This is a genomic window from Clostridioides sp. LIBA-7678 (genome assembly GCF_056716065.1).
This window is the reverse complement of the sequence record NZ_CP196989.1, coordinates 20,303-40,819: the sequence shown is the minus strand read 5'-3', so window position 1 is coordinate 40,819 and position 20,517 is coordinate 20,303. Positions and strand designations below refer to the sequence as shown.

Annotated in this window: 26 protein-coding genes; 21 read left to right on the top strand and 5 right to left on the bottom strand. The window is 23.6% G+C overall.

The genetic code is table 11. From position 1 onward, the window contains the following. Positions 1–105: 105 nt before the first annotated feature. The gene (gene cas3 / locus ACTG46_RS20690) at positions 106–2,496 is read left to right on the top strand and encodes a CRISPR-associated helicase Cas3' (RefSeq protein WP_235684379.1); all 2,391 of its coding nucleotides are present in this window, start codon (positions 106–108) and stop codon (positions 2,494–2,496) included. 140 nt (positions 2,497–2,636) lie between these two features. Beyond that, positions 2,637–2,849 (top strand): hypothetical protein, encoded by a 213-nt coding sequence (locus ACTG46_RS20685; protein ID WP_235684378.1) that lies wholly within the window; start codon positions 2,637–2,639, stop codon positions 2,847–2,849. Between the two features lie 178 nt (positions 2,850–3,027). Here the strand turns inward: ACTG46_RS20685 and ACTG46_RS20680 are convergent, their stop codons facing one another. Further along, positions 3,028–3,606 (bottom strand): DUF1989 domain-containing protein, encoded by a 579-nt coding sequence (locus tag ACTG46_RS20680; protein WP_102822259.1) that lies wholly within the window; start codon positions 3,604–3,606, stop codon positions 3,028–3,030. A 441-nt stretch (positions 3,607–4,047) separates the two neighbouring features. On the opposite strand from ACTG46_RS20680, the gene ACTG46_RS20675 reads away from it, so the two are divergent. Then, a complete protein-coding gene (locus tag ACTG46_RS20675) occupies positions 4,048–4,848 on the top strand; it encodes an ATP synthase subunit B family protein (RefSeq protein WP_021383398.1) in 801 nt (266 codons plus the stop codon). Positions 4,849–5,231: 383 nt separating this feature from the next. On the opposite strand, the gene ACTG46_RS20670 is transcribed toward ACTG46_RS20675, so the two are convergent. After that, positions 5,232–5,909 carry a hypothetical protein gene (locus ACTG46_RS20670; protein ID WP_021383362.1) on the bottom strand — a complete coding sequence of 226 codons (678 nt, stop codon included), beginning with the start codon at positions 5,907–5,909 and terminating at the stop codon, positions 5,232–5,234. A gap of 303 nt (positions 5,910–6,212) precedes the next feature. Between ACTG46_RS20670 and ACTG46_RS20665 the strand changes: the two genes are divergently transcribed. The 4 genes from ACTG46_RS20665 to ACTG46_RS20650 all read left to right on the top strand — a co-directional run bounded on the left by ACTG46_RS20665 (position 6,213) and on the right by ACTG46_RS20650 (position 9,067). Next, on the top strand, positions 6,213–6,944 hold the full coding sequence (locus tag ACTG46_RS20665) for a LytR/AlgR family response regulator transcription factor (RefSeq protein ID WP_021383399.1): 732 nt from the start codon (positions 6,213–6,215) through the stop codon (positions 6,942–6,944). Continuing rightward, the gene (locus tag ACTG46_RS20660; RefSeq protein WP_021383438.1) at positions 6,941–8,251 is read left to right on the top strand and encodes a sensor histidine kinase; all 1,311 of its coding nucleotides are present in this window, start codon (positions 6,941–6,943) and stop codon (positions 8,249–8,251) included. Before ACTG46_RS20665 ends, ACTG46_RS20660 begins: the two co-directional genes overlap by 4 nt. 86 nt (positions 8,252–8,337) lie before the next feature. Further along, positions 8,338–8,946 (top strand): accessory gene regulator ArgB-like protein, encoded by a 609-nt coding sequence (locus ACTG46_RS20655; protein WP_021383425.1) that lies wholly within the window; start codon positions 8,338–8,340, stop codon positions 8,944–8,946. After that, positions 8,918–9,067, top strand: coding sequence for a cyclic lactone autoinducer peptide (locus ACTG46_RS20650; protein WP_021383344.1), 150 nt, complete (start codon positions 8,918–8,920; stop codon positions 9,065–9,067). Before ACTG46_RS20655 ends, ACTG46_RS20650 begins: the two co-directional genes overlap by 29 nt. A 34-nt stretch (positions 9,068–9,101) precedes the next feature. Here ACTG46_RS20650 and ACTG46_RS20645 read toward each other — a convergent pair whose 3' ends face one another. After that, positions 9,102–9,689: a hypothetical protein gene (locus ACTG46_RS20645; RefSeq protein ID WP_102822258.1), complete on the bottom strand. Its 588-nt coding sequence runs from the start codon at positions 9,687–9,689 to the stop codon at positions 9,102–9,104. A 165-nt stretch (positions 9,690–9,854) separates the two neighbouring features. On the opposite strand from ACTG46_RS20645, the gene ACTG46_RS20640 reads away from it, so the two are divergent. The 7 genes from ACTG46_RS20640 (at position 9,855) to ACTG46_RS20610 (ending at position 14,018) form a co-directional block, all read left to right on the top strand. Beyond that, on the top strand, positions 9,855–10,202 hold the full coding sequence (locus tag ACTG46_RS20640) for a helix-turn-helix domain-containing protein (RefSeq protein ID WP_021383388.1): 348 nt from the start codon (positions 9,855–9,857) through the stop codon (positions 10,200–10,202). Positions 10,203–10,439: 237 nt separating this feature from the next. Continuing rightward, positions 10,440–10,787: a helix-turn-helix domain-containing protein gene (locus ACTG46_RS20635; RefSeq protein WP_021383402.1), complete on the top strand. Its 348-nt coding sequence runs from the start codon at positions 10,440–10,442 to the stop codon at positions 10,785–10,787. A gap of 2 nt (positions 10,788–10,789) precedes the next feature. Continuing rightward, a complete protein-coding gene (locus tag ACTG46_RS20630) occupies positions 10,790–11,137 on the top strand; it encodes a helix-turn-helix domain-containing protein (protein WP_021383385.1) in 348 nt (115 codons plus the stop codon). 177 nt (positions 11,138–11,314) lie between these two features. Further along, complete coding sequence (locus ACTG46_RS20625) at positions 11,315–11,896, top strand: hypothetical protein (RefSeq protein ID WP_021383407.1); 582 nt, start codon at positions 11,315–11,317, stop codon at positions 11,894–11,896. A gap of 77 nt (positions 11,897–11,973) precedes the next feature. Beyond that, positions 11,974–12,312, top strand: coding sequence for a BlaI/MecI/CopY family transcriptional regulator (locus tag ACTG46_RS20620; protein ID WP_021383411.1), 339 nt, complete (start codon positions 11,974–11,976; stop codon positions 12,310–12,312). Between the two features lie 227 nt (positions 12,313–12,539). Then, positions 12,540–13,406, top strand: coding sequence for a class I SAM-dependent methyltransferase (locus ACTG46_RS20615; RefSeq protein WP_021383387.1), 867 nt, complete (start codon positions 12,540–12,542; stop codon positions 13,404–13,406). A gap of 33 nt (positions 13,407–13,439) precedes the next feature. Then, positions 13,440–14,018: a hypothetical protein gene (locus tag ACTG46_RS20610; protein ID WP_021383346.1), complete on the top strand. Its 579-nt coding sequence runs from the start codon at positions 13,440–13,442 to the stop codon at positions 14,016–14,018. A 96-nt stretch (positions 14,019–14,114) separates the two neighbouring features. On the opposite strand, the gene ACTG46_RS20605 is transcribed toward ACTG46_RS20610, so the two are convergent. Together ACTG46_RS20605 and ACTG46_RS20600 are read right to left on the bottom strand one after the other, a co-directional pair. Beyond that, positions 14,115–14,567: a BlaI/MecI/CopY family transcriptional regulator gene (locus ACTG46_RS20605; protein WP_021383353.1), complete on the bottom strand. Its 453-nt coding sequence runs from the start codon at positions 14,565–14,567 to the stop codon at positions 14,115–14,117. Further along, entirely contained in the window at positions 14,533–14,892 is a 360-nt protein-coding gene (locus ACTG46_RS20600) for a hypothetical protein (RefSeq protein WP_021383381.1), read from the bottom strand. Before ACTG46_RS20600 ends, ACTG46_RS20605 begins: the two co-directional genes overlap by 35 nt. Positions 14,893–15,230: 338 nt before the next feature. On the opposite strand from ACTG46_RS20600, the gene ACTG46_RS20595 reads away from it, so the two are divergent. From ACTG46_RS20595 to ACTG46_RS20565, 7 genes are all read left to right on the top strand, one after another. Next, positions 15,231–16,265: a YncE family protein gene (locus tag ACTG46_RS20595; protein ID WP_021383355.1), complete on the top strand. Its 1,035-nt coding sequence runs from the start codon at positions 15,231–15,233 to the stop codon at positions 16,263–16,265. Between the two features lie 48 nt (positions 16,266–16,313). Then, on the top strand, positions 16,314–16,964 hold the full coding sequence (locus ACTG46_RS20590; RefSeq protein WP_021383440.1) for a YiiX/YebB-like N1pC/P60 family cysteine hydrolase: 651 nt from the start codon (positions 16,314–16,316) through the stop codon (positions 16,962–16,964). Positions 16,965–17,205: 241 nt separating this feature from the next. Beyond that, entirely contained in the window at positions 17,206–17,739 is a 534-nt protein-coding gene (locus ACTG46_RS20585) for a hypothetical protein (protein WP_021383391.1), read from the top strand. Positions 17,740–18,079: 340 nt separating this feature from the next. Next, positions 18,080–18,754: a hypothetical protein gene (locus ACTG46_RS20580; RefSeq protein WP_021383394.1), complete on the top strand. Its 675-nt coding sequence runs from the start codon at positions 18,080–18,082 to the stop codon at positions 18,752–18,754. Positions 18,755–18,765: 11 nt separating this feature from the next. Further along, a complete protein-coding gene (locus ACTG46_RS20575; RefSeq protein ID WP_021383382.1) occupies positions 18,766–19,053 on the top strand; it encodes a hypothetical protein in 288 nt (95 codons plus the stop codon). Then, complete coding sequence (locus tag ACTG46_RS20570; protein ID WP_021383367.1) at positions 19,053–19,838, top strand: hypothetical protein; 786 nt, start codon at positions 19,053–19,055, stop codon at positions 19,836–19,838. The genes ACTG46_RS20575 and ACTG46_RS20570 overlap by 1 nt, the downstream gene beginning before the upstream one ends. Continuing rightward, positions 19,819–20,508: a prokaryotic E2 D family protein gene (locus ACTG46_RS20565; protein WP_021383400.1), complete on the top strand. Its 690-nt coding sequence runs from the start codon at positions 19,819–19,821 to the stop codon at positions 20,506–20,508. The genes ACTG46_RS20570 and ACTG46_RS20565 overlap by 20 nt, the downstream gene beginning before the upstream one ends. The last annotated feature ends 9 nt before the right edge of the window (positions 20,509–20,517 follow it).

Sequence of the window (20,517 nt, the reverse complement as noted above, 5' to 3'; positions counted from 1 at the left end):
TATTAAAATATAAGAAGAAATTTTAAAGAAGGTACGAAAGATAGATGACTATTAGAGTTGCAAAAGAAAAAAATTATAAACTACTTTAAAGGATAGGTGTTTAACATGAAAAAGGAACTATTAGCTGGACCATGTAATTTAAATGTCAATAAAAAAGAGCAAACATTAGTTGAACATATTAAAGATTTATTTGAAGTATTAGAATCTATATTAGACCCAGATTTGTATTCATATAAAGATATAGAAATACTAAAGATATGCTGTGCTTTGCATGATCTAGGAAAAATTAATTTAATTGTTCAACAAAAAATAGAGATTAATAATAAAATATCATCTAGTTTTTCAAAAGAAGAAATAGAAAAATTAGAATATAAAAAAAAATCTTTAGAAAAGATAGCAAGACACAATGTATTTTCTGGAGCATTTTTGCAATCAATATTGGAAAAAATGAATTTATCAGAAGAAGATAAGTTATACATATATAAAACTATAATGTTACATCATGGAAACTATATAGATTATATGAAATTAACTACTACTAAAGTGCAAGAAGAAATTTATAAGTATATTGAGAGTGGAATTTTAGAAAATAAAGATTCTTTCAATCTAGAAGATATAGAAAATTATATAAAATACATTTTAGATATAGAATTTAAATTCAATGAAGATATGTTAGATTATGATTATCTAGACAAAGTAAGCGAGAATATGGTTATAGAAAGTGATTATAACAATGGTCAAATAGATGACTCGGTTTTAAATGATAGAAGGTCTAAACATATTTTTTATAAAGGAATGTTAAATTTAATAGACCATAGAGCTCAAAGTATAAATAAAGATATAAAATTCTATAATGATTTTACAGATAAAGAAATTGATGAGATGATTTTAATTGATATCTGTAAGAATCATTCTGATTTAGAAAAAAGTAATGTAGAATTTAATATTATACAAAAAAGACTGAGAGAGCTATCTGGAAAAAATGTATTGACTGTTGACTTTACAAACTCAGTAAAAATGTATGCTGATGATAGAAAACGATTTAAAAGAAAATTATTTTTGGTTTCAAATCAATTATCATTAGAAAGTCTTTACATAAAAAATATATTTAAGAATAAAAATAATTTAGATAGAAGAAATGATGATTGTATTGGGTTAATTGATGGTGATATAAACTTATATTCATATACTGAAAACAATAAAGAACTAGATTTTGTAGTAACATCAAAGGATATAGATTTAAGTGTAAACTTTTGTAAACCATATATAATTGCAACAATTGACCAGTTATTACTTAGTATGTTTAAATTTCCAGGATATGAAATGACATTTGCAGCTATTAAAAATTCATCTATAACTGTTGATGAGGTACATTTGTTGCATCCAAAGATATTTTTGATTTTAATATATTTTATGCAATTTGCATGTAAATATTTAAACGTTGACTTTCACTTAATGACAACTATACTTCCAAAACCGTATAAAGATCAAATGATAAGTAAGGGCATTATTTTTCAAGAAGAATGTAATGAAAACATTACTGCTAAAGGAGAAATAGTTTTTATTGAGAGCAACAAGGAAGAAGAACTTTGTGAAGGTAAAAATGTAAAGGTCTCTTTTATAAAGGAAGAAGAAATTAAGTTAATAGTTGAAGAAGCTTTAGAAAAGAAACAAAGGATTCTAATAATAAAAAATACTATTGATTCAGCTAATAGTTCATATGAGTTTTTAAAAGAAAACTTATCAGATAAATATAATGGTATAGATATAAATGTTTTGCATAATAGATTTAAATTCAAAGATAAAAAAGATAAATATAGTAAAATATTAAATGGAAAAGGGGATATTTTGATATCTACTCAAGAAATATCATTAGACTTAGATTTCAATATAGTAATAAGTGATTTAGCACATATGGATTGTTTAATACAAAGGATGGGTAAATGTAATATAAATAATAAATATGAATATGGAAATTTTTATATTCTACCTAGTGAAGATAACTTTTATGATAATAAACTTAAGAATACAACTAAAGATATCTTAAATAATACCTTAAAGACTAATTCTATTTTTACAATGAGTCTTAGAAAAAATATTTTGGATTATTATTATGATAATGGTATAGTTAAAAAATATTTTGAAGACAGTTTTAGCAATTGTGATAAAGAAATTAAGAATATTTTTGGTATATATAAAACTCATTTTGATGGTTTAGACCTAATATTTAATTTTGAACCTTATAAAAATATTATTGATAATGAGAAAGAAGCATCTAAGCTTTTCAAATCTACTGAAATAAGCTGTAAAATAATTCTAGAAGAAGATTTTTATAAGGAAGATAGAGACTTGCGAAATGATTCAATTCAAGTATCAGGATTTATATTTAATAGATTTTATTATCTAGGATTAATAACTCCATTAGAAGGATATATGATACTAAAATCTAGCAATAAGTTTGAATATAATAGTACTGTAGGTCTAATCTTACAATAAATGTATATCAAATATATAAATAAAGACAATATACTATAATTTAGTGTATTGTCTTTATTATTAAGAAAGCTTTAGATAGGTTAAAAGATCTAGGAAGAAATGAAGAATATTTATTAAATCTGAAAAGAGGTGCATATATTATGAATAAAAGTAGAAACTTCAAGGAAGAAATTTTTAATGAGGGTATCGAAAAAGGTATTGAAAAAGGTAAAAGAGAAGAAGCTAGAAGAAAAGATCATAAGTTAATTGTAATGCTAAAGAAAAATGGTTTTAAATTAGATGATATATTAAGCAAATTTGACGATTTTGATTTAAGTGAAGATGAAATTAAAGAGATCTATAATAACAATTAATCTAAAAACATTAGCTAGATAGCTAATGTTTTTTCATAAAATTAATGTCTAATACGCTTTCCTTTGTTTTTGTAAAATGATATAATTCCTCCTTTCATGGCATAAGAAAAACAGTCAATCATATAGACTAACTGCTTATGGTATTTAATATGAAGTTATAGACAAGCTGGGATTTACTTTAGTCAATAATCATTTTAATAGACGAACATTTCCCGCTGTTACATTTGCTTTCAGATACGCTACAAGCGGCAACTCCCAATGTAATGTCCAACAATGCTTTTATTATGATTTTATCCCCGGCTTTAGAAATAGGCGTTTCCACTGAAATACTACCATTAGTATTGATTTTCGTGTGCATAAATAAATTGACAGGTGTAATAATGGCTCGCTGTTCTTCAAGGGCGTTATTGATATTGTCGAAACAGTTTGGGTGTCCTTCGCCATTATGGTAGAAGAAATCATACATTTCTAGTCGGCAACATGGGTGGAATAAATCATGTTCTCCAACATCATCAGAAAGGACTTTCATCATAGGTTGGTATAGATTGGTGTAAATAATATCTCCAATTTTTAATTTCAAAGACTCGTTACAATCAATCGTCACTCCAGTTGAAAGAAATTCATTTGGACTACCTGTCACTTCTGCAAAAAAATCAACCACTTGACCGCCTTCAATATCAATCACTGTAATATTTTGTCCTTGCTTAACATCAATTTTTATTCCTGAACATGCTGGTATTATATATTCTTTACTCATTCTCCTTCCCCCCCACAAATTCTAATTTATGAGGATATTATACAGCTATTCAATACTATTAGCAACTCAAAACAATAGTTACCTATTTTTTACCCTGTTTTTAAATAATTATTATATATTTTAAAAAAATATTTTACTTGGTACAGATATAGTTCACAAGCATTGTTATAATTAAGTTAAGATAACTTAGAAAAATTAATTTACTTAATTATAAAAATATTTTCTCAAAAAAAATATGAAAATGCCCCATATTATTTATAAGAAAAAATAAGCTAATTTTAGCAAATAAAAAACTAAGTTGCATTAGACAGCTAAATAAAAAAAGAGGTGTAAATATGATAAAATAAGTAAAGGAATTAAGTTTAAGAAGAACCTAAACTTAAAATTATATAAAAATAATCTAATTCGTAAAAATAAAAAATAATTGTATGAGGTGAAAAAATGAATGAAGAAATGAGATATGAATTTGAAACATCGAGAGGAATTTGCGAACTTGTAATATCAAAAAACTTAAAGGGAAAAAAATTTGAAATCGAAACATTGGTGATAGATGGGAATTTATTAAAAGATAGAGGAGAAAGGTGGGCTGAGTTTACTTATTACTGCATGGAATTTGTAATTGAACTTGGGCATGAGGTTGCTAAACAAGCAGGAAAATTATTTAATATGAAAAAAAAGAAATTTTATATTAAAGCTCCACCTGAACTTGAAAAAATGAGAGAAGCATTTTTAAAAGAAGCTTATAAAATAGAAAGAGACTATTATAACAATGTTTGGGAAAATTTAGGCGAAGATGAAACTATTGAATTAGTAATTGGAACATCTCGTTTTTACATTAACAACAAAGAAATAAATCAAAGCACTAATTTAAAAGAATTAATGGATGAAATAGATAAAGTTGCATATGAGGTAGGAGGAATATTTAAAAAAAGGAAAACTTTCGAGTTTGCAGATACTTGCCAAATTACTAAAAAAACTTTATTGGAAGCAGCAGAAAAAGCAAAACAAATTTTAGCTGAAAAGCAAGAAAAAATTGAGAAACAAAAAGAAGATAGAAAGCAAAAAGAACAGGAAGAAATAGCAAGATTAATTGAAGAGGCAAAAAGAACAGGACAAAAGCAAGTAGTAAAAAGTTGGGCTGTATCTTGCAACGACCCAAATGAAGCTTGCGACTTAGATATAATGACGGAAATGATAGACGAAAATGGAAAAATAGAGATAATTAGAAGCCACACATATTAAGCAATAAGTGTTAGAAGATATCTACATAGAGGTTGTATGTTAAAATTAAGTGTACAGCCTTTTTTAAATTAATATAAGAATATAGTTTAACAGTTATTATTATAAAAACAGAAGTGGAAAATAGAGACTTACAAAATGATTAGATTCAAGTATCAGTATTTATATTTAATAGATTTTATTACCTAGGATTAATAAGCATATTAGAAAGATATATGATACTAAAATCTAGAAATAAGAAAGATATAAATAAAGACAAGATACTATAATTTATTATCTTGTCTTTATAATTTAGTGTTCAAAAACTATAATTAAGTTTTTTAAAATTTATTATAATTAATATTATATCTACTAGGAATGTTTATATTAATATCACATAAAATATATTACTCCTGTTCTTTTACCTCTTCTATAATTTTAAAAAAGTTTTTGCGATAAATAACATCTACTTCAGTTATTGTATATAAAAATTCTTCTTCTCCTCCTTTTTCTAAAACTTTAATAGATAAATATATATTATTTAAAAATTCTTCAAATTTGTTTTGTAGATTATATTCAAGAACATCATATTCATCAATTTCATCAATTTCATTTTCATAATCACATTCAAAATTTCTCCAATAAGCCTCTTTAACTAAATCATCTATTTCTAATTTGTATAGAGTCTTACCTTGATAATTTTTTAGTTCTTTTATAAAATTATCTTTATAACCTTTAATTTTCACATATCTTTTAAGCATTTGATATATTTCAGTACAAATATCATTCTTTATTTTTTCTCTTGCTGAAAATTCACTTACTTCTTCTTGTTCTATAACATCTTCGATAATATCATCAAAAATAATAATAACATCATATAATAATTCATTTAGATTTATATAATTGTGTGGATTCATTTTATAATAATAAAAGAAAAACATTTTTTCATTTTTTATAAAAAATCCTCCTGTTATTTCTCCCAAATCTTCATAATCAACACGTTCTAACATACTATTTAATTTGTTTTCTATGTCTACTCCAAACATATCAAAATAATCATACTCTTTCATTTTTTTACTTTCCATTTTATCAACCTCTCATAATTAATTATTTTTTATTACTTAAGACACAATAGTTCTCATTTTTTATCTTTTTCATAATTATTCATATCTAAACATCTCCTTCTTATTGCTGACATATACAGCTTACTTATAATTACTAGAAAATCAGCTTATTTTTTCTTATAAGTAATATGGGGCATTTCTTGATTTTTTTTGAAAATATATTTGATTTCAGATATTTGTATAAAAATCATGTTATAATATATATGCTATAAGCATACTTTTTTATCTTTTAGATAACTTTTTGAATAGGGGGAAGTATTATTTATGTTTTTATCAATAGCCATTTGTGAAGATGAAGAATCTTGCATGGATATAATAAAAAAATATCTTGATAAAATTATCAATGGTATTGAAATAGATTATAATATAAATCTATTTTATTCAGCTGAAGAGCTTATTAAAAATTATCCTAATGAATTAGATTTACTTATTTTAGACATAAAAATGGAAGGTATTAATGGCATGGAAGCAGCAAAGACAATTAGAGCTTTTGACAAGATAGTAGATATTATTTTTATTACTTCAATGACAAATCATATTTTAGATGCTTTTGATGTGAGAGCTTATAGGTATTTATTAAAACCTATTGATTATAGAATCTTTAAAAACTATATAGATTCATTTATAAATGATTTCATATTTAGAAATAATAATATACATATTGAATCAAAACATGTAGGACACAATTCAAGTTTATTTCTTAAAACAAGTGAAATTATCTATATAGAAGTAATGAAAAAAACAGTAATTATACATACAGAAAAAAGAAATCATGTATTATCAACTAGTTTAAGCAGTTTAGAAGATAAGCTTAAAGATTATGGATTTTTTAGATGCCATAATAGTTTTTTAGTAAATCTAAGAAAAGTAGTAAAAATCGAAAAAAATACAGCATTTATGGAATATGACAATAGATTAATAGAAATACCAGTAAGTAAATATAAAGTCAAAGATTTTAAAAATAAAATAACTTTATTTTTAGGAGGATTATTATGATAAAAAACAACTTTTTCTGGACAGTTTTTATATTTATATCTTTTTGCATAGAGTGGTTTATGTGTAAAAAAACATTAGATTACAATAGTGAGAGTAAAAGTAATTCCAGGATAACATTTATGTTCATTCTGGTAATTTTTTTTGCAAATACACTATACATCTTAGATATATTTCCAAATACTAGAGTTATAATATCTATATTTACGACCATAATAATAGCTAAACTTGGATATAATATAAAACTAATAAAGGCAATTTGTATCTCAATCATATATTGGATGTTATTGATTTGTATAGATGCCTTAAGTATGAGCTTTACAATCTGGATAAATCTAATAAATGATATGAGTATTCTACTAACAAATAATATTTATAGAATTGAGTCAATTATAATTGGTAAAGTTCTTTTAATTACTGTTTTATATTTATACAAATCATACTTTTTTGAAATTGACTCAGATGTGAACAGAAAAATATTAACTTATATGTCAATTCCTATTTTCACAAATATAGTTTTATTTTTCATAATTTTTAAATATATCTTTAAGTATTCAGAAGGAACTTTAATAGACAAAAACCAGCTTTTTACAATTGCTACAGTATTATTCTTATCTAGTATTTCATTGATTTCTCTCATAAAGAAAATACAAACAGATAATAAATTACTCATGGAAAATAATATGATTGAGAAAATATCTAGCATGAAAAATGAATATTACAAAAACATTGAATCAAAACAACTTAAAATAGAGTTGTTAAGCCATGATATGAAAAATCATATTTCATGTATAGAAGGTATGTATGAAAACAACATTGATATAAGACCTTATTTAAATAATATAAAAAAAACAATTAGAAATAATAATATATATCATACAGGGAATGTTACATTGGATATTATACTAAACGATAAGAAAGATCTTTGTGATAAATATAATATAAACTTTATAGCATTAATAGATTTTAGCAAATGTAAATTTATTAAAGATATAGATATATGCGATATATTTTCTAACATATTAGATAATGCAATAGAGGCTTGCAATAAAATCACTTTAGATCCTAAAGAAATTATTTTAAAGGGGAATGTAATAAACGATTTTTATATAATTAAAGCAGAAAATACTAAAATAAATGACATCTTAATTAAAGGCAATGACATTTTAACCGACAAAACTGATACATTAAAACATGGTTTTGGAATAAAAAGTATAAAAAATTCAATTAATAAATATGATGGAACATGCTTAATTGAACATAATAAAAGTAGATTTACTATGATAATTTCTATACCTATGCCCAGTTAAGCCTTATATTGTCCAGTTGTGCTAAATTATTGAAACTACAGTTATAAAATGATATTGTTTATATATCAAAAAAGTAGGTGAAAATAATGTTCAAAAAAATGGCTATAAAGATTACAACTGCATTAGTTGAAAACAAACTAATTACTATTAAAGAATACAATATTTATAGTTATGGTTTCGAGGTAATAATTGCTTCATTCATAAATATAATATTAGCATTAACTTTAGCACTTATACTTCATAAATTTATTCATATATTGCTATTTTTAATATGTTATTGCTCAGTAAGGCAATTTTCTGGTGGATATCATGCTAATAATCACAAAAACTGTATATTTATTTTTTTATCAATTGTATTAATTACTATATATGCTTCAAATTATATAAGCACAGTAAATCACATTCCAATTATTATATTTTCACTATTAAATTACTTTGGTATATTTTTTTTAGCTCCTCTTGAACATAAAAATAATCCTTTAAACTTGGATGAAAAAAGAAGATATAGTAAAATATCAAAGTTATTAGCAACAATAATTTTATTTATTGTAGTTGCAAGCTTCATTTCAAGAACTAAAACTGACTATACTTTATTTTGTTTATCAGCTTTATTTTGGATAAATATAATGCTAATTTTAGGAAATATACAAATAAGGAGGGATAAAAATGAACAAATATTCATTAAAGATACTTAAATGTCTAAGTTTATTATCTTTAGTAACAGCTCTTATGTCAGTTAATACAACATGCACCTGGTTTAATCATCAACCAAATTTACCTGATGATTTAAGAAAATTTAAAAGTTATGGTAAGTAGATGAAAATATAATATAAGGTAGAGTATAAAAACACTAATACTCTATCTTAAGTAAAAAATACTTTATATACTCATTATTTTTATCAATAGGTACATCTAACATTATAGCTAAATTCATACAATCTATATGACCTTTTAAAAATAAATCTTTTATTATTAAGTTATTTAATTCATCATCTAATCTAATATACTCATTTAATATATCTCTATCTATATGTGATAGAAAATCATTTATATCTATCTTTGAAATAACTTCAGCAGCCTCTAAGTATTCAGAATTTTTTTCTCGAAAATTTTTAATTGCTATATTTGAGAATTTATTTAAATCTTCAAGGCTTTCAAATTTAGATAGCATATACAATTTAATAAAATTTTTATATCCTTTTTTATATTGGAAATCAAATTCTATGCCATTAATGATATTTTTTTGATCTCTATAAAAATCAAATTTTTCTCTTTCAGTTAATGATAGTTTATTATATATGGAATTAAAAAGCTCAAAATATGAATTAAAAAGTGCTTTATTTTTTCTTTTTAATTCTATTAAATTATTGTTTTGACACTCGCTTAAGAAATTATCAAATTCTTCACTGATACTAAATTTATAAACTATATCTTCCACTTTTTCATGCACCCCATCCACGCATTAATAGTATATATATTAATATTAAAAATACTGTTAGTATATTTTTTTGACACGTATAGTATATCATTAAAATAAATCATCTTCAATGAAGAATATAAAATTTTATAAACAATTATTAAAATTTAATCAGGAAGGATGTAAATGTTAGAATTGGATAAAATAGAAGTTATACTCGGTAAAAGAATAAGAAATTATAGAAAAAAACTAGGATATAGCCAAGAAGTGTTGGCACAAAAATCAGATTTAGTTACTACATACATTGGACAAATTGAAAGAGGCGAAAAAAGAGCCTCTCTTCAAACTATGTTAAAAATAGCAAGTGCATTAGAGGTGCCTTTTGAAATATTATTTGAAAATATTGTATTAAATGACAACTATGTTGATACTATATCTTCTCAATGCTATGAGTTAATTGATAGTCTGACATTAAAAGAACAAAAAGCTATTCTTAAACTTCTAAAAGATGTTATCGAATATAGAAATTTATAAAACATGAATTGTCAGTTTTTTCTAAACTACTGCCATTCATTCTATAATAGTAGTTTATTTTATACATTTATATAAGATTTATTAATTAGGAATATTTTTTAATTCAGCCTAAATAGTATATATATTTTTATAATAACACGCTACTAGCACATTGCAATGACACTTATAGTATATTATTTAGATATAATATTTTAAAATATTATAAACTACTTATATAATTAATTAGGAAGGGTGCAGATGTTAGAATTAGATAAAATAGAATCTATAATTGGAAAAAGAATAAGAAATCAAAGGAGAAGATTAGGATATAGTCAAGATGCATTAGCTAAAAAAATTGATTTATTTCCTACATACATTGGGCAAATTGAAAGAGGTGAGAGAAAGGCATCACTTCGCACAATATTAAAAATTGCAAATGCACTAGAAATGCCTCTTGAAGTTTTATTTGAAAATATCATACAAAATGAAGATCATATTGATACTATCTCCTCTCAATGTTATGAATTAGTTGACAGTTTGGAACTAAAAGAACAAAAGTCTATTCTTAAATTGTTGCAAGAAATCATTGAATATAGGAAACTATAAATATGGATACTGAAAGTAAAATTTTAATTGAAATTGGCAATAGGCTCAAAAAACAGAGAAAAAAACTAGATTTAACTCTTGAAGATATTGCTAACTTAACAGGTCTATCAAAAGGATATATTTCAAATATTGAAAAGGGAATAAAATCTCCTAGCCTTTTTACTTTTATAAAGCTTATTGATGTGTTAAATGTCTCATCTGATTACATTTTAAAAGAGAAAAATGAACTTAATAAATTCCAAATCAGCACTGATAACATAGATGAGAGTATAAATGATTTAGATGGTAAAGAATTAAACCTTCTAATTGATATTATAAGGTCAATTAAAAAAAATAGAAATTTAAAATAATAAAAATTTAGTCATAAAAAGATGTCTTAGTAAACTTAGACATCTTTTTTATTTTCAATTATTCTTAATTTTATTTACTAATATACACATGACTTTTTTACTCATTTTGTGTTAATATATACTTACAGTATATATTTTATATTTTTTGTGTCTTTACATGCTTAAAAGGAGTTCAATATGATAAAAATCGAAGGAAAAGATGGTAAAAAAATTATAAAAAAGAAAATTGAAATTGAGTATATAGATTTTAATATGAACAATGTTGGGGAATTAGTAAATGAAAATGTATGTGCTTCTAAGCTTAAAGAAGTATCACTTGATAATAATATAGAAGCTTTACATTTTATAGGTCCAGGAGGAGGCAATTTTGAAATTTTTATAGAAAAAATTATTACTTTGTCAACTAGAGATTCTACAGTGTATATTTCTGCATTTTGCCCAGATTTGTTTTTTTCTTGTAAAAAAGAATCTCTATTAAAACAAATCAATAGGACTAATATAAAGGTTTCTCCTATCTTAACTATTTTTGAAGATACAAAAAATATGGTAAGAATTAAAAGATTTATATTTCCTAGATTTTGGACAAAATACATGAAAATGATTTGGTTGAAAAATAATAATTATCCATCACATTCAAATAAATTTACTGGAACTTCTACTTTTTACAAGGTTCTATACATCAAAAACATAGTTATACTCAAATATTATATTAGAAAATGTCATAAGAACTATATTCATTTTACTAAAAAGAAAATATAAAAGTTCCTATATCAAAGTTTATAAAATTAGATAACTTCAATTTATATGTAGTTTATATGAAAGGAATATGGTTTTATATGTCTATAACAATAATAAAGATACCACAATCAGAATTAAAAATAATGAAATTTATTTGGGATACAGATTATGAAATATCTTCTAAAAATATAACAAGTGCAATGGAAAATGAATACAACTGGAATGCCTCTACAACACTTTCATTATTATCAAAGTTAGTTAATAGGGGGTTTTTAGAAGCTAAAAAGATAAAGAGACTTACATACTACAATATACTTATCAAAAAAAAGGCTTACTTGAGATTTGAAACTAAATATTTCCTTTGTACTATACATTCTAATTCAATCGAAAGTTTAATCAAGTCTTTAAAAGATTGTGATTTCATCAATGATATTTAAATAGAAATATTGAAGAAGAAAAATAAACAAGTATTCAGTTTTTCTTCTTCAATATTTTTATAAAATACATTAACTCATTTCAAATGTGACTTCAGAATATAATAACCTCCTAAAATAATTTTTTTCAAAAAATACTTCTAAATGCCCCATATTAGTTAAAAAATAAAGCTGATTTACAGTAAATAAAATATAAGCTGCATATGTCAGTTATAAGGAGGTATTTAGATATGAGAAGTTTAGTAAGCTATAAAGAAAGAGGAGATTATGGAAATGCTAGTTATCGTGGAAATACATCAGGTAAACTTATAGTTGATTTACTTAATGTTTATAATTCTGATTGTATTAGTGATTATATGTGTGGAAGTAATACAACTAAAGATGTAGCAGATACATTAGGAATTCAGTCTAATTGTTATGATTTAAACATGGGATTTGATTTAATGACAGATGAGATAAAGGAGCGAAATAAACTTATATTTTGGCATCCACCATATTGGGATATTATTAAATATAGTGGATATGTTTATGGAAATACTCCATTAAAAAATGATTTATCTCACATTAAAGACTATTCTCTATTTATGAAAAAAATAAATTATTGTTTATCAAAGCAATTTGCATCATTAGAAAAAGGTGGTAGACTCATAATTCTTACAGCTGATATAAAAAAACAAGGAAAACTATATTCTATGTTACTAGATATGGATAAAATAGGAACTTTGGAACAAATAATTGTAAAAGAACAAAATAATTGTCTTAGTGATACAAAATCTTATAAAAAAGAAAATTTCATAAGGATAGCTCATGAAACAGCAATAGTTCTTAGAAGGGATTATTCATATACATTAGATTTTTCAATAGTACAAAAAGGTACTTGTGACTTAAGAAATAGTATGAGCATAACTTGGAAAGACTTGGTTGCTACAGTAATAGAGAAGTTAGGAAAAGTAGCAAAGTTAGAAGATATCTATAAAGAAATCGAAGGTCATAAAAAATGTAATTCAAATAAATATTGGAGAGAAAAAGTTAGACAAACACTTCAAATAAATCATATTTTTATTAGGCAAGAAAAAGGTGTCTGGGCAATGTCATAAATTTTGATTTTTAAATTTATAGGAGGTACTTTTATGGCTGAAAGTTTAAAAATAAATATAAAATATTACAACAAAATCATAGATAGATACATAGAAACTTGCACATTAAACGAAGAAATTTTTAAATTTGGGGCTTTTATAGATAATAAAAAGCTATATCTTTCTCCTACTGATAGAGATCTTGATACAAGCATGTATAATGATTTCGAGCTATTTCACAATTTATTTAATAAGTATAAAACTCATCAAATATCATTATGTGAACTAAAAAATGCTATTAAAAAGCGTCTTCATTCATTACTTTATTACTATAATACAAGACAATATAATGTATCAAGTATAATATCTAGCTTAAAACATATGGTTGGTAAGATATATACATATGATATATTTATTGAGGAGGTAAGAGAAACTATTGATTTTTGTATTGGGATTTTTGAATGGTCAGAAGAAACCCCTAATTCAATTTTATCTGAATTAGAAAATGGTTTTTGTATTCGTGATCTTTATAATAACCAAGAAAATCTACAGATCAGTTTTATTCCAAAGATAATACATCCTGATTTTCCTTCAGAATCTTTAATAGAAGTTACTGAAGTTTCCTTATACTAAATTAATTATTTTATAAAATTGATATTATAAACTTTAAATAAAAAAGCTATATTCTATGAGAGTAATATTTTCTAGTAATATAGCTTTTTTGATTTTTTATTTTAAATTGTCCATACAAATTTTCAGGTACTTTCTTTCCTCATCTGTTAATTGCTCACAGGTCATTAATGAATCTAATAGACTTTCCAAAGAACCATTATGGACATTATCAATGAATTCTTTAGTTTCAAATTTTGCATATTCACTCTTTATAACTGTAGGTTTATAATATGTATACCTTTCAATTTTTTCTGAGCTTAAAAAACCTTTTTTAATTAATCTTGATAGTAGTGTTAATGTTGTAGTTTGTTTCCATCCATATTTTTCATACATAGCATTAGTAGCATTAATTGATGCTATTTTAGTATTTGAATCCCAGATAAACTTCATTACTTTTAGTTCTGCTGGTGCTATTTTTCTTGTTATCATACTATCCATTCCTCTCATACCTTCTTGGAAATATATTTTTTCTTCTTTATTTTTTACTAAACTTAGTAAATGAATAATCATTTGCTAAATCTCTAAAAGCCTTTTTTCTAAGTATATTTAGTTGCATATAGTCAGGGTTATTTAAAATAAACTCTTTATCTGATTCTATGTCTATATTCAAGGTATTTTTTTCATTTCTAGATTTAATTAGATTTCCATTTCCATCACAATCAATTAAAAATAAAAATTTACCAACTTGTACTATCTTAAAAAGCTCATATAGTCCACATTCTTCCTTATCTACAGATAAAAGCATATCCCCTATTTCTAAAGTATCCAACTTAACACCTGTTTCATTTTCTATGCTTTCTTTTAATAACTTTAAGCTCTCTTTGTTATTTTTCATAATATCACCCTTTATATTATTTTTACTAAATCTCTAACTGTTCAACCATACTTTTTCTCCTTTCTCTTTATTGACAATTACAACTTGTGTTTTTTTACTAATAAATAGCTATTTTTTTATCTCTTAACAAATATGGTTCATTTTAAAGATTTTTTTGAAAATAAATTAATTGATATGTTCCTTTTATGTTTTATATTAATAATTTAGTATATTATCTTGCATATTCTCCCATTTTAACCTTTTAAACGACCAGTTATGCGAAAATATTGACTTTTCAGAAAATTATTGTTAACATCTAAGTACAATTATTTTTATATATACAAATGTTAGGAGGATATATGAAAAAATTAATATTACTATTTTTATTAATTATAATAATCACTGCTTGTTCAAAATCTGATGATGAGGAATATAAGTATGCTACTATTAATACCTCTATGGAAAATAGCTCTGTAATTTCTTTATATGATTCAGAAGGCAATTATAAAGGTAATAAAAAAATAAAATATGGAGGAATAATATTAACAGGATTCAAAACAACAGGTGATGATACCAAAGAAAACATTTACTATACAGCACCTGCAACTAACAATAAATCAAATGACTTTGTTCTCCAAATAAACAAAGATACATTAAAACCTAAAACTATAATCTCATCCAAAGGTAATAATCCAACTTTTTTTGTATCTGATCAAAAAAATATCTACTCAGGATCATCTAGTCCAGACGAAGTTTTTCTTTCTAAAACAAATTTAAAGTCCAATGAAATATTAAAATCAACAATATTTAAAAATCTAGGTGTAGGAATAGTATTAGTTGAAAAAAATGAAAAAGTATATTTAATATCTTTTAAAGAAGTTTCCAGCACCTATAAATTAATTTTATCAGTTATAAATAAAGAAAATTTAAGTATCGAGAAAACTATTGATATATCAGATGGAAGTTATGCAACAAGTGCAAAAATTATAAATAACAACCTATATATATTAAAAAATAGAGATGGTAATGATATGCTTTCAAATAAAATTATAAGAGTTAATCTAGATGACTATTCATCTAAAATCATTGAATTACCCTTTGATAACTTATCTCAGATACTGGCTGATGAAAATTATCTTTACATAACTGAAAGCAGTTCTTTAGGTGAAACAACTCAACATAGAGTAGCTAGGTTAAATATAGATAGTTTAGAAATAAATCAATATGATACTGAAAATGAGCATATTTCAAGCTGTATAAATAAAGATGAATTTTTATCTTCTAATGGAGAAGAAATCTATATTTATAATTTAGGTGATTTTAAATTGAAGAAATCTATTAAATTAAAAAAATATGAGAATAAGACTTTTGTATCTTTTTTTATTAATAATTAACTGTTCTTTTGAATGGTTAAAATATATAAATACAAGGAGATGTGAACTATGAAAATTAAAAATTACGTTTCAGGTGTTTTAGTATTAGGCTTAATTCTTATCAATTCTAGCATGTTATTATTCGCAAATGAAGTCCAACATAATGAAAGTCAAAGTGATGAAGCTATAATTCAGAAACAATTAGATGGATTTAAAGAAATAGACCAAGAATTGCATAAAAATGGAATACAAAGTACAGATAAAGATCCAAATCTTACTAAAGCAACATCAGGTACATATCCAACAAGAATAGGTGCTATACTTGTTACTAAAGATGGATCATCAGGAAAACTTATAGGTCATGCAGGAATAGTTCATACAGCTAAAACTACAGTTGAATCTTTCTCTGATGGTGGAGTAAAAGTATATAATAATAATTGGCGTGATAGATATAATACTATTTATGGTTTAGGAGTAGGAAGTACTACAGCAAATCAAGATAAGACTGCTGCAACATGGGCATATAATAAGAGAAATTCTCCATATAACTGGATATTTGAGCAACCAGAACTTACAAATGCGTTTTATTGTTCTCAATTAGTTTATAAAGCATATAAATCAACAACAGGTGTTAATTTAAATTATGGAGGAGGAGCTGTATTTCCATATGATTTAGTAAGATCAGGAGAAACATATACTTCTTATACTAAAGGTGTTTAATTCATTACAATTTTATCTTAATATATAAAAATAAATAATTAGTCAGATAATATGTTCCTTTTATGGTAGATAGCTTAAACAAAACTACTATCATTAAGGGAACATATTTTTTATTAGAGAATTTAAATTTATTTCAAAAATAGTTAAATTTTATACCATATTATATGTAATAAAAAATTTAAGCATAGTTAATGCATATAAAAAATAAGCTATACATGTTAGCGATAAAGGGGGAATTTTCTTGATTAAAGCAAAAAAATTAAATAAATATAATATACTTTACATTGTAAATATTCTTAAAAAATTACGTATAAGCACTTACCTATTAATACCATTATTATTTTTTTTATTAGTTTTACCAAAACAACTAATTTACATTTCTATATTAACTTTATTATTTTATTCAATTAGCAAATTATATGAAAACAAGCCTTATAAATCTATTGAAGTTGATACTGAACCATTCAATAATGTTGAAACTACCAATGAATCTCATGAATCTAAATTTAAAGATACCTTATTCATCAATCAGATAATTGATAAAAAAGAACATTGTATATTACATAATTTTAAAGTGCATTGGAAAATCTATCTTGAGGAAATGGTTATAGATATAACTACTGTAAAATTATTTTATTATGATAATGGAACTATAGCAAAAATATGTGTATTTGATAATAACATAGACATATATTTTAATGATAAAATAACACTTGAAACGCTTTATTATAAGCTACAAGAATGCAGTTCTTTTTCAGATCTTACATCAATTTAAATCTATTTAGATAAAGTAATGTAAAGTCAATAAATTTTGATGGTATTAACTTTATAAATATACTTCAAGAGAGGAAATAGTTATTCAAGAATATAGACTAGATGTTCATTCTATATTAAAAGAATTTAAATTATGATATTAAAAAATAATTTTCAAAATTAAAACTGTTATTAAGTGATTATAAATCATTTTAATAACAGTTTTTTTATTTCTTATAAAAATTTTCAAAAAAGACTTCTAAATGCCCCATATTATATATGAATTAAATCAAAGCTATCTTCTAGCACTAAAAAAATAAGCTGTCACTATCAGCATAACAAATAAAAAGGAGGTTTTTTTAATGAAATCAAAATCTTTATTATTATCTTCACTCTATCGAAAAGATTTAGGTGAGATATTTAAAAACTTTAATGAGATTAACAGACAAAATATTTTTAAGACAAAAAAAATTTTATTCAATTTAGGATTCCCAGTAAGATATCCAGCTAAAGCAAACACTATATTAAAAAAATTAAAAATTAAAGAGAATAATATAGAAAAAGAAATTGCTTTATTTTATTCAAAACCAGACAATTCAAATGATATTATTACCATTACTAAAGAAAATACCATAAAAATACTTATGGAAGATGGTAATATCTTTGGGGTAAAAAAAATTCTATTCTATTTAGGATTTAAAGTAAATCACTCTAATAATACAGACATTAAATTTAGAAAAACTATATTTAAAAAAAATGCTGAAAAAAAATCAGCTGTACTACTTTATTTAAAATCTAGTAGAACAAATGGAAATATCATAATTTCTAAAGAAAATGCTTTAGGACTTTTGGACGAAGAAATCCATCTTGTAAAATGTATAAATTGTGGTCATTATGATGATTCACTGTATGAGCTATTAGGATTCAATATGCCTTGCTGTGATTTTATTAATAAAACAATTAATAATTGTATGAATTTTCATAAATGTAATTATTATTATGAAAATAAACTAAAAAAATCAAATTATAAAAATTAGGAGTGATTTATATGATTAATTTTGATGAACTACAAAAAAATTTGGACTCCCAAATAGAATTATCAGGAGATGATATATTAATAAGAAATTTATTAGAAATGTGCTCATCCCTTCCAAAAATTAATGAGAAAGTATTAAAAAAGATACCATCAAGAATTTTTGTTAAAGTATCTTCTATGCTATCTATAGATAATGTTGAAGAGAACCATATTATAAATGACATGATTGAATTTGAATATTTAAAAGAAAACTTATCATCAATTCCTCAATCTACTGATGAAGAGGAGGAAATATACTAATGTTTAAACATATTGGCCAATCTGAGAAAAATATATTGATGTATAATCTAAAAGAACTTTCAAAAATAAAGATCTCTTTCAAAGAAAATTATATCAATACAAAACAATTTATTAATATGAAATTATCATTTAATGATGCTTTAGATTTTTATATTAGTTTATTAAAATCTAATAATTGTTATTGTTGTGTAAATAGAAATAAAATCATCTTACAATATCTAAAAAACTTTAATATGATAAATACAAATATTATCAACATTATTCTTAAAAGCACTAGTGATATGATTTCAGAAGTTACTCAAGATGAAAATGCATTTGAGTTAGTTGAAGAATTATTTAATACACTTGAAAGCTTCTGTAATATTAATCATATTTTTACTAGTTATTATGATCTAATCACTTCTCGTTATGAAAAAACTCTTATGTACAATGATACTAATATGTATAAAATATTTGAAGATATTATTTTGTATATAGAAGATTGTTTAGAAATTAGTTCCAAAAAAATCGAAGATACTTATACATTTCATGATGAATTTTATTCTTATTTTACTAATGATATCATGGTTATAGCTATTAATATTGCTATAAAAAATAATATAATATCACTAATAAAAAACCTGTTTATAGATGATTATGGTGATGATTGCTATTGTTCAAGCGGATATACTTTTTTACGTATTTCTACAAATACTCTGAGTAAATCAGGAATTAGAACTGATGTTTTTATATTGATTTTATTAAGTATCTTGGAGGAGAGATATAATGAAAACTATATTATTTGAATTAATAGAGAATAGTAACACAGTTAACCTTATAGAAAATAATAATGGAAGAAAAAGAGTTAAAACATTGCTTGTCTCAGATTTTATAAGTAGTATACTCTCATCTTCTGAATTAAAAAACCTGTCAGATATACCTTTCTTCAGTCCTATATATCAAGAAAAAGATAACATGAAACTTATTCAGACAATTCAATTAAATAAAACAACAAAGATCTATATTATACTTCGAGAGGAACTATCTGCTCCTATGAGTTTTGGTAAAGATTTTTATAGTGATATAGGTATGCCAAATTTATTGTTTGCAATAAAAATTGTTAATAATATCTTTAGTAAATTATATGTATCAGTATCCAAGACAAAAAATATAAATGAAAATACTCAATTATTTATTTATCCATTTTCAAATGTATATAACAATGGAAATGTTTGTTTAGGTTCTAATCAAATTAATTTAGATTTCAACAAAATAGAAAATATTTTTCTAGTACCAAATATCTTTTTTAGCATGGCAAATACTATTGACTACTTTTCTGTAGAAAATAACACACAAAATCTAGATTATTTAGAATTACTAGAATATCTAAATCATAAACAATTTGACAGTAATCTATTAATTAAAAATTATACTTATAACGAATGGACCAAAAAACTTATTCAAAATAAATTATAAATTGGAGGT

Coding starts and splice junctions, on each gene's coding strand:
- cas3 (WP_235684379.1), top strand. CDS start 106: ATGAAAAAGGAACTATTAGCTGGACCATGTAATTTAAATGTCAATAAA.
- ACTG46_RS20685 (WP_235684378.1), top strand. CDS start 2,637: ATGAATAAAAGTAGAAACTTCAAGGAAGAAATTTTTAATGAGGGTATC.
- ACTG46_RS20680 (WP_102822259.1), bottom strand. CDS start 3,606: ATGAGTAAAGAATATATAATACCAGCATGTTCAGGAATAAAAATTGAT.
- ACTG46_RS20675 (WP_021383398.1), top strand. CDS start 4,048: ATGAATGAAGAAATGAGATATGAATTTGAAACATCGAGAGGAATTTGC.
- ACTG46_RS20670 (WP_021383362.1), bottom strand. CDS start 5,909: ATGGAAAGTAAAAAAATGAAAGAGTATGATTATTTTGATATGTTTGGA.
- ACTG46_RS20665 (WP_021383399.1), top strand. CDS start 6,213: ATGTTTTTATCAATAGCCATTTGTGAAGATGAAGAATCTTGCATGGAT.
- ACTG46_RS20660 (WP_021383438.1), top strand. CDS start 6,941: ATGATAAAAAACAACTTTTTCTGGACAGTTTTTATATTTATATCTTTT.
- ACTG46_RS20655 (WP_021383425.1), top strand. CDS start 8,338: ATGTTCAAAAAAATGGCTATAAAGATTACAACTGCATTAGTTGAAAAC.
- ACTG46_RS20650 (WP_021383344.1), top strand. CDS start 8,918: ATGAACAAATATTCATTAAAGATACTTAAATGTCTAAGTTTATTATCT.
- ACTG46_RS20640 (WP_021383388.1), top strand. CDS start 9,855: ATGTTAGAATTGGATAAAATAGAAGTTATACTCGGTAAAAGAATAAGA.
- ACTG46_RS20635 (WP_021383402.1), top strand. CDS start 10,440: ATGTTAGAATTAGATAAAATAGAATCTATAATTGGAAAAAGAATAAGA.
- ACTG46_RS20630 (WP_021383385.1), top strand. CDS start 10,790: ATGGATACTGAAAGTAAAATTTTAATTGAAATTGGCAATAGGCTCAAA.
- ACTG46_RS20625 (WP_021383407.1), top strand. CDS start 11,315: ATGATAAAAATCGAAGGAAAAGATGGTAAAAAAATTATAAAAAAGAAA.
- ACTG46_RS20620 (WP_021383411.1), top strand. CDS start 11,974: ATGTCTATAACAATAATAAAGATACCACAATCAGAATTAAAAATAATG.
- ACTG46_RS20615 (WP_021383387.1), top strand. CDS start 12,540: ATGAGAAGTTTAGTAAGCTATAAAGAAAGAGGAGATTATGGAAATGCT.
- ACTG46_RS20610 (WP_021383346.1), top strand. CDS start 13,440: ATGGCTGAAAGTTTAAAAATAAATATAAAATATTACAACAAAATCATA.
- ACTG46_RS20605 (WP_021383353.1), bottom strand. CDS start 14,567: ATGATTATTCATTTACTAAGTTTAGTAAAAAATAAAGAAGAAAAAATA.
- ACTG46_RS20600 (WP_021383381.1), bottom strand. CDS start 14,892: ATGAAAAATAACAAAGAGAGCTTAAAGTTATTAAAAGAAAGCATAGAA.
- ACTG46_RS20595 (WP_021383355.1), top strand. CDS start 15,231: ATGAAAAAATTAATATTACTATTTTTATTAATTATAATAATCACTGCT.
- ACTG46_RS20590 (WP_021383440.1), top strand. CDS start 16,314: ATGAAAATTAAAAATTACGTTTCAGGTGTTTTAGTATTAGGCTTAATT.
- ACTG46_RS20580 (WP_021383394.1), top strand. CDS start 18,080: ATGAAATCAAAATCTTTATTATTATCTTCACTCTATCGAAAAGATTTA.
- ACTG46_RS20575 (WP_021383382.1), top strand. CDS start 18,766: ATGATTAATTTTGATGAACTACAAAAAAATTTGGACTCCCAAATAGAA.
- ACTG46_RS20570 (WP_021383367.1), top strand. CDS start 19,053: ATGTTTAAACATATTGGCCAATCTGAGAAAAATATATTGATGTATAAT.
- ACTG46_RS20565 (WP_021383400.1), top strand. CDS start 19,819: ATGAAAACTATATTATTTGAATTAATAGAGAATAGTAACACAGTTAAC.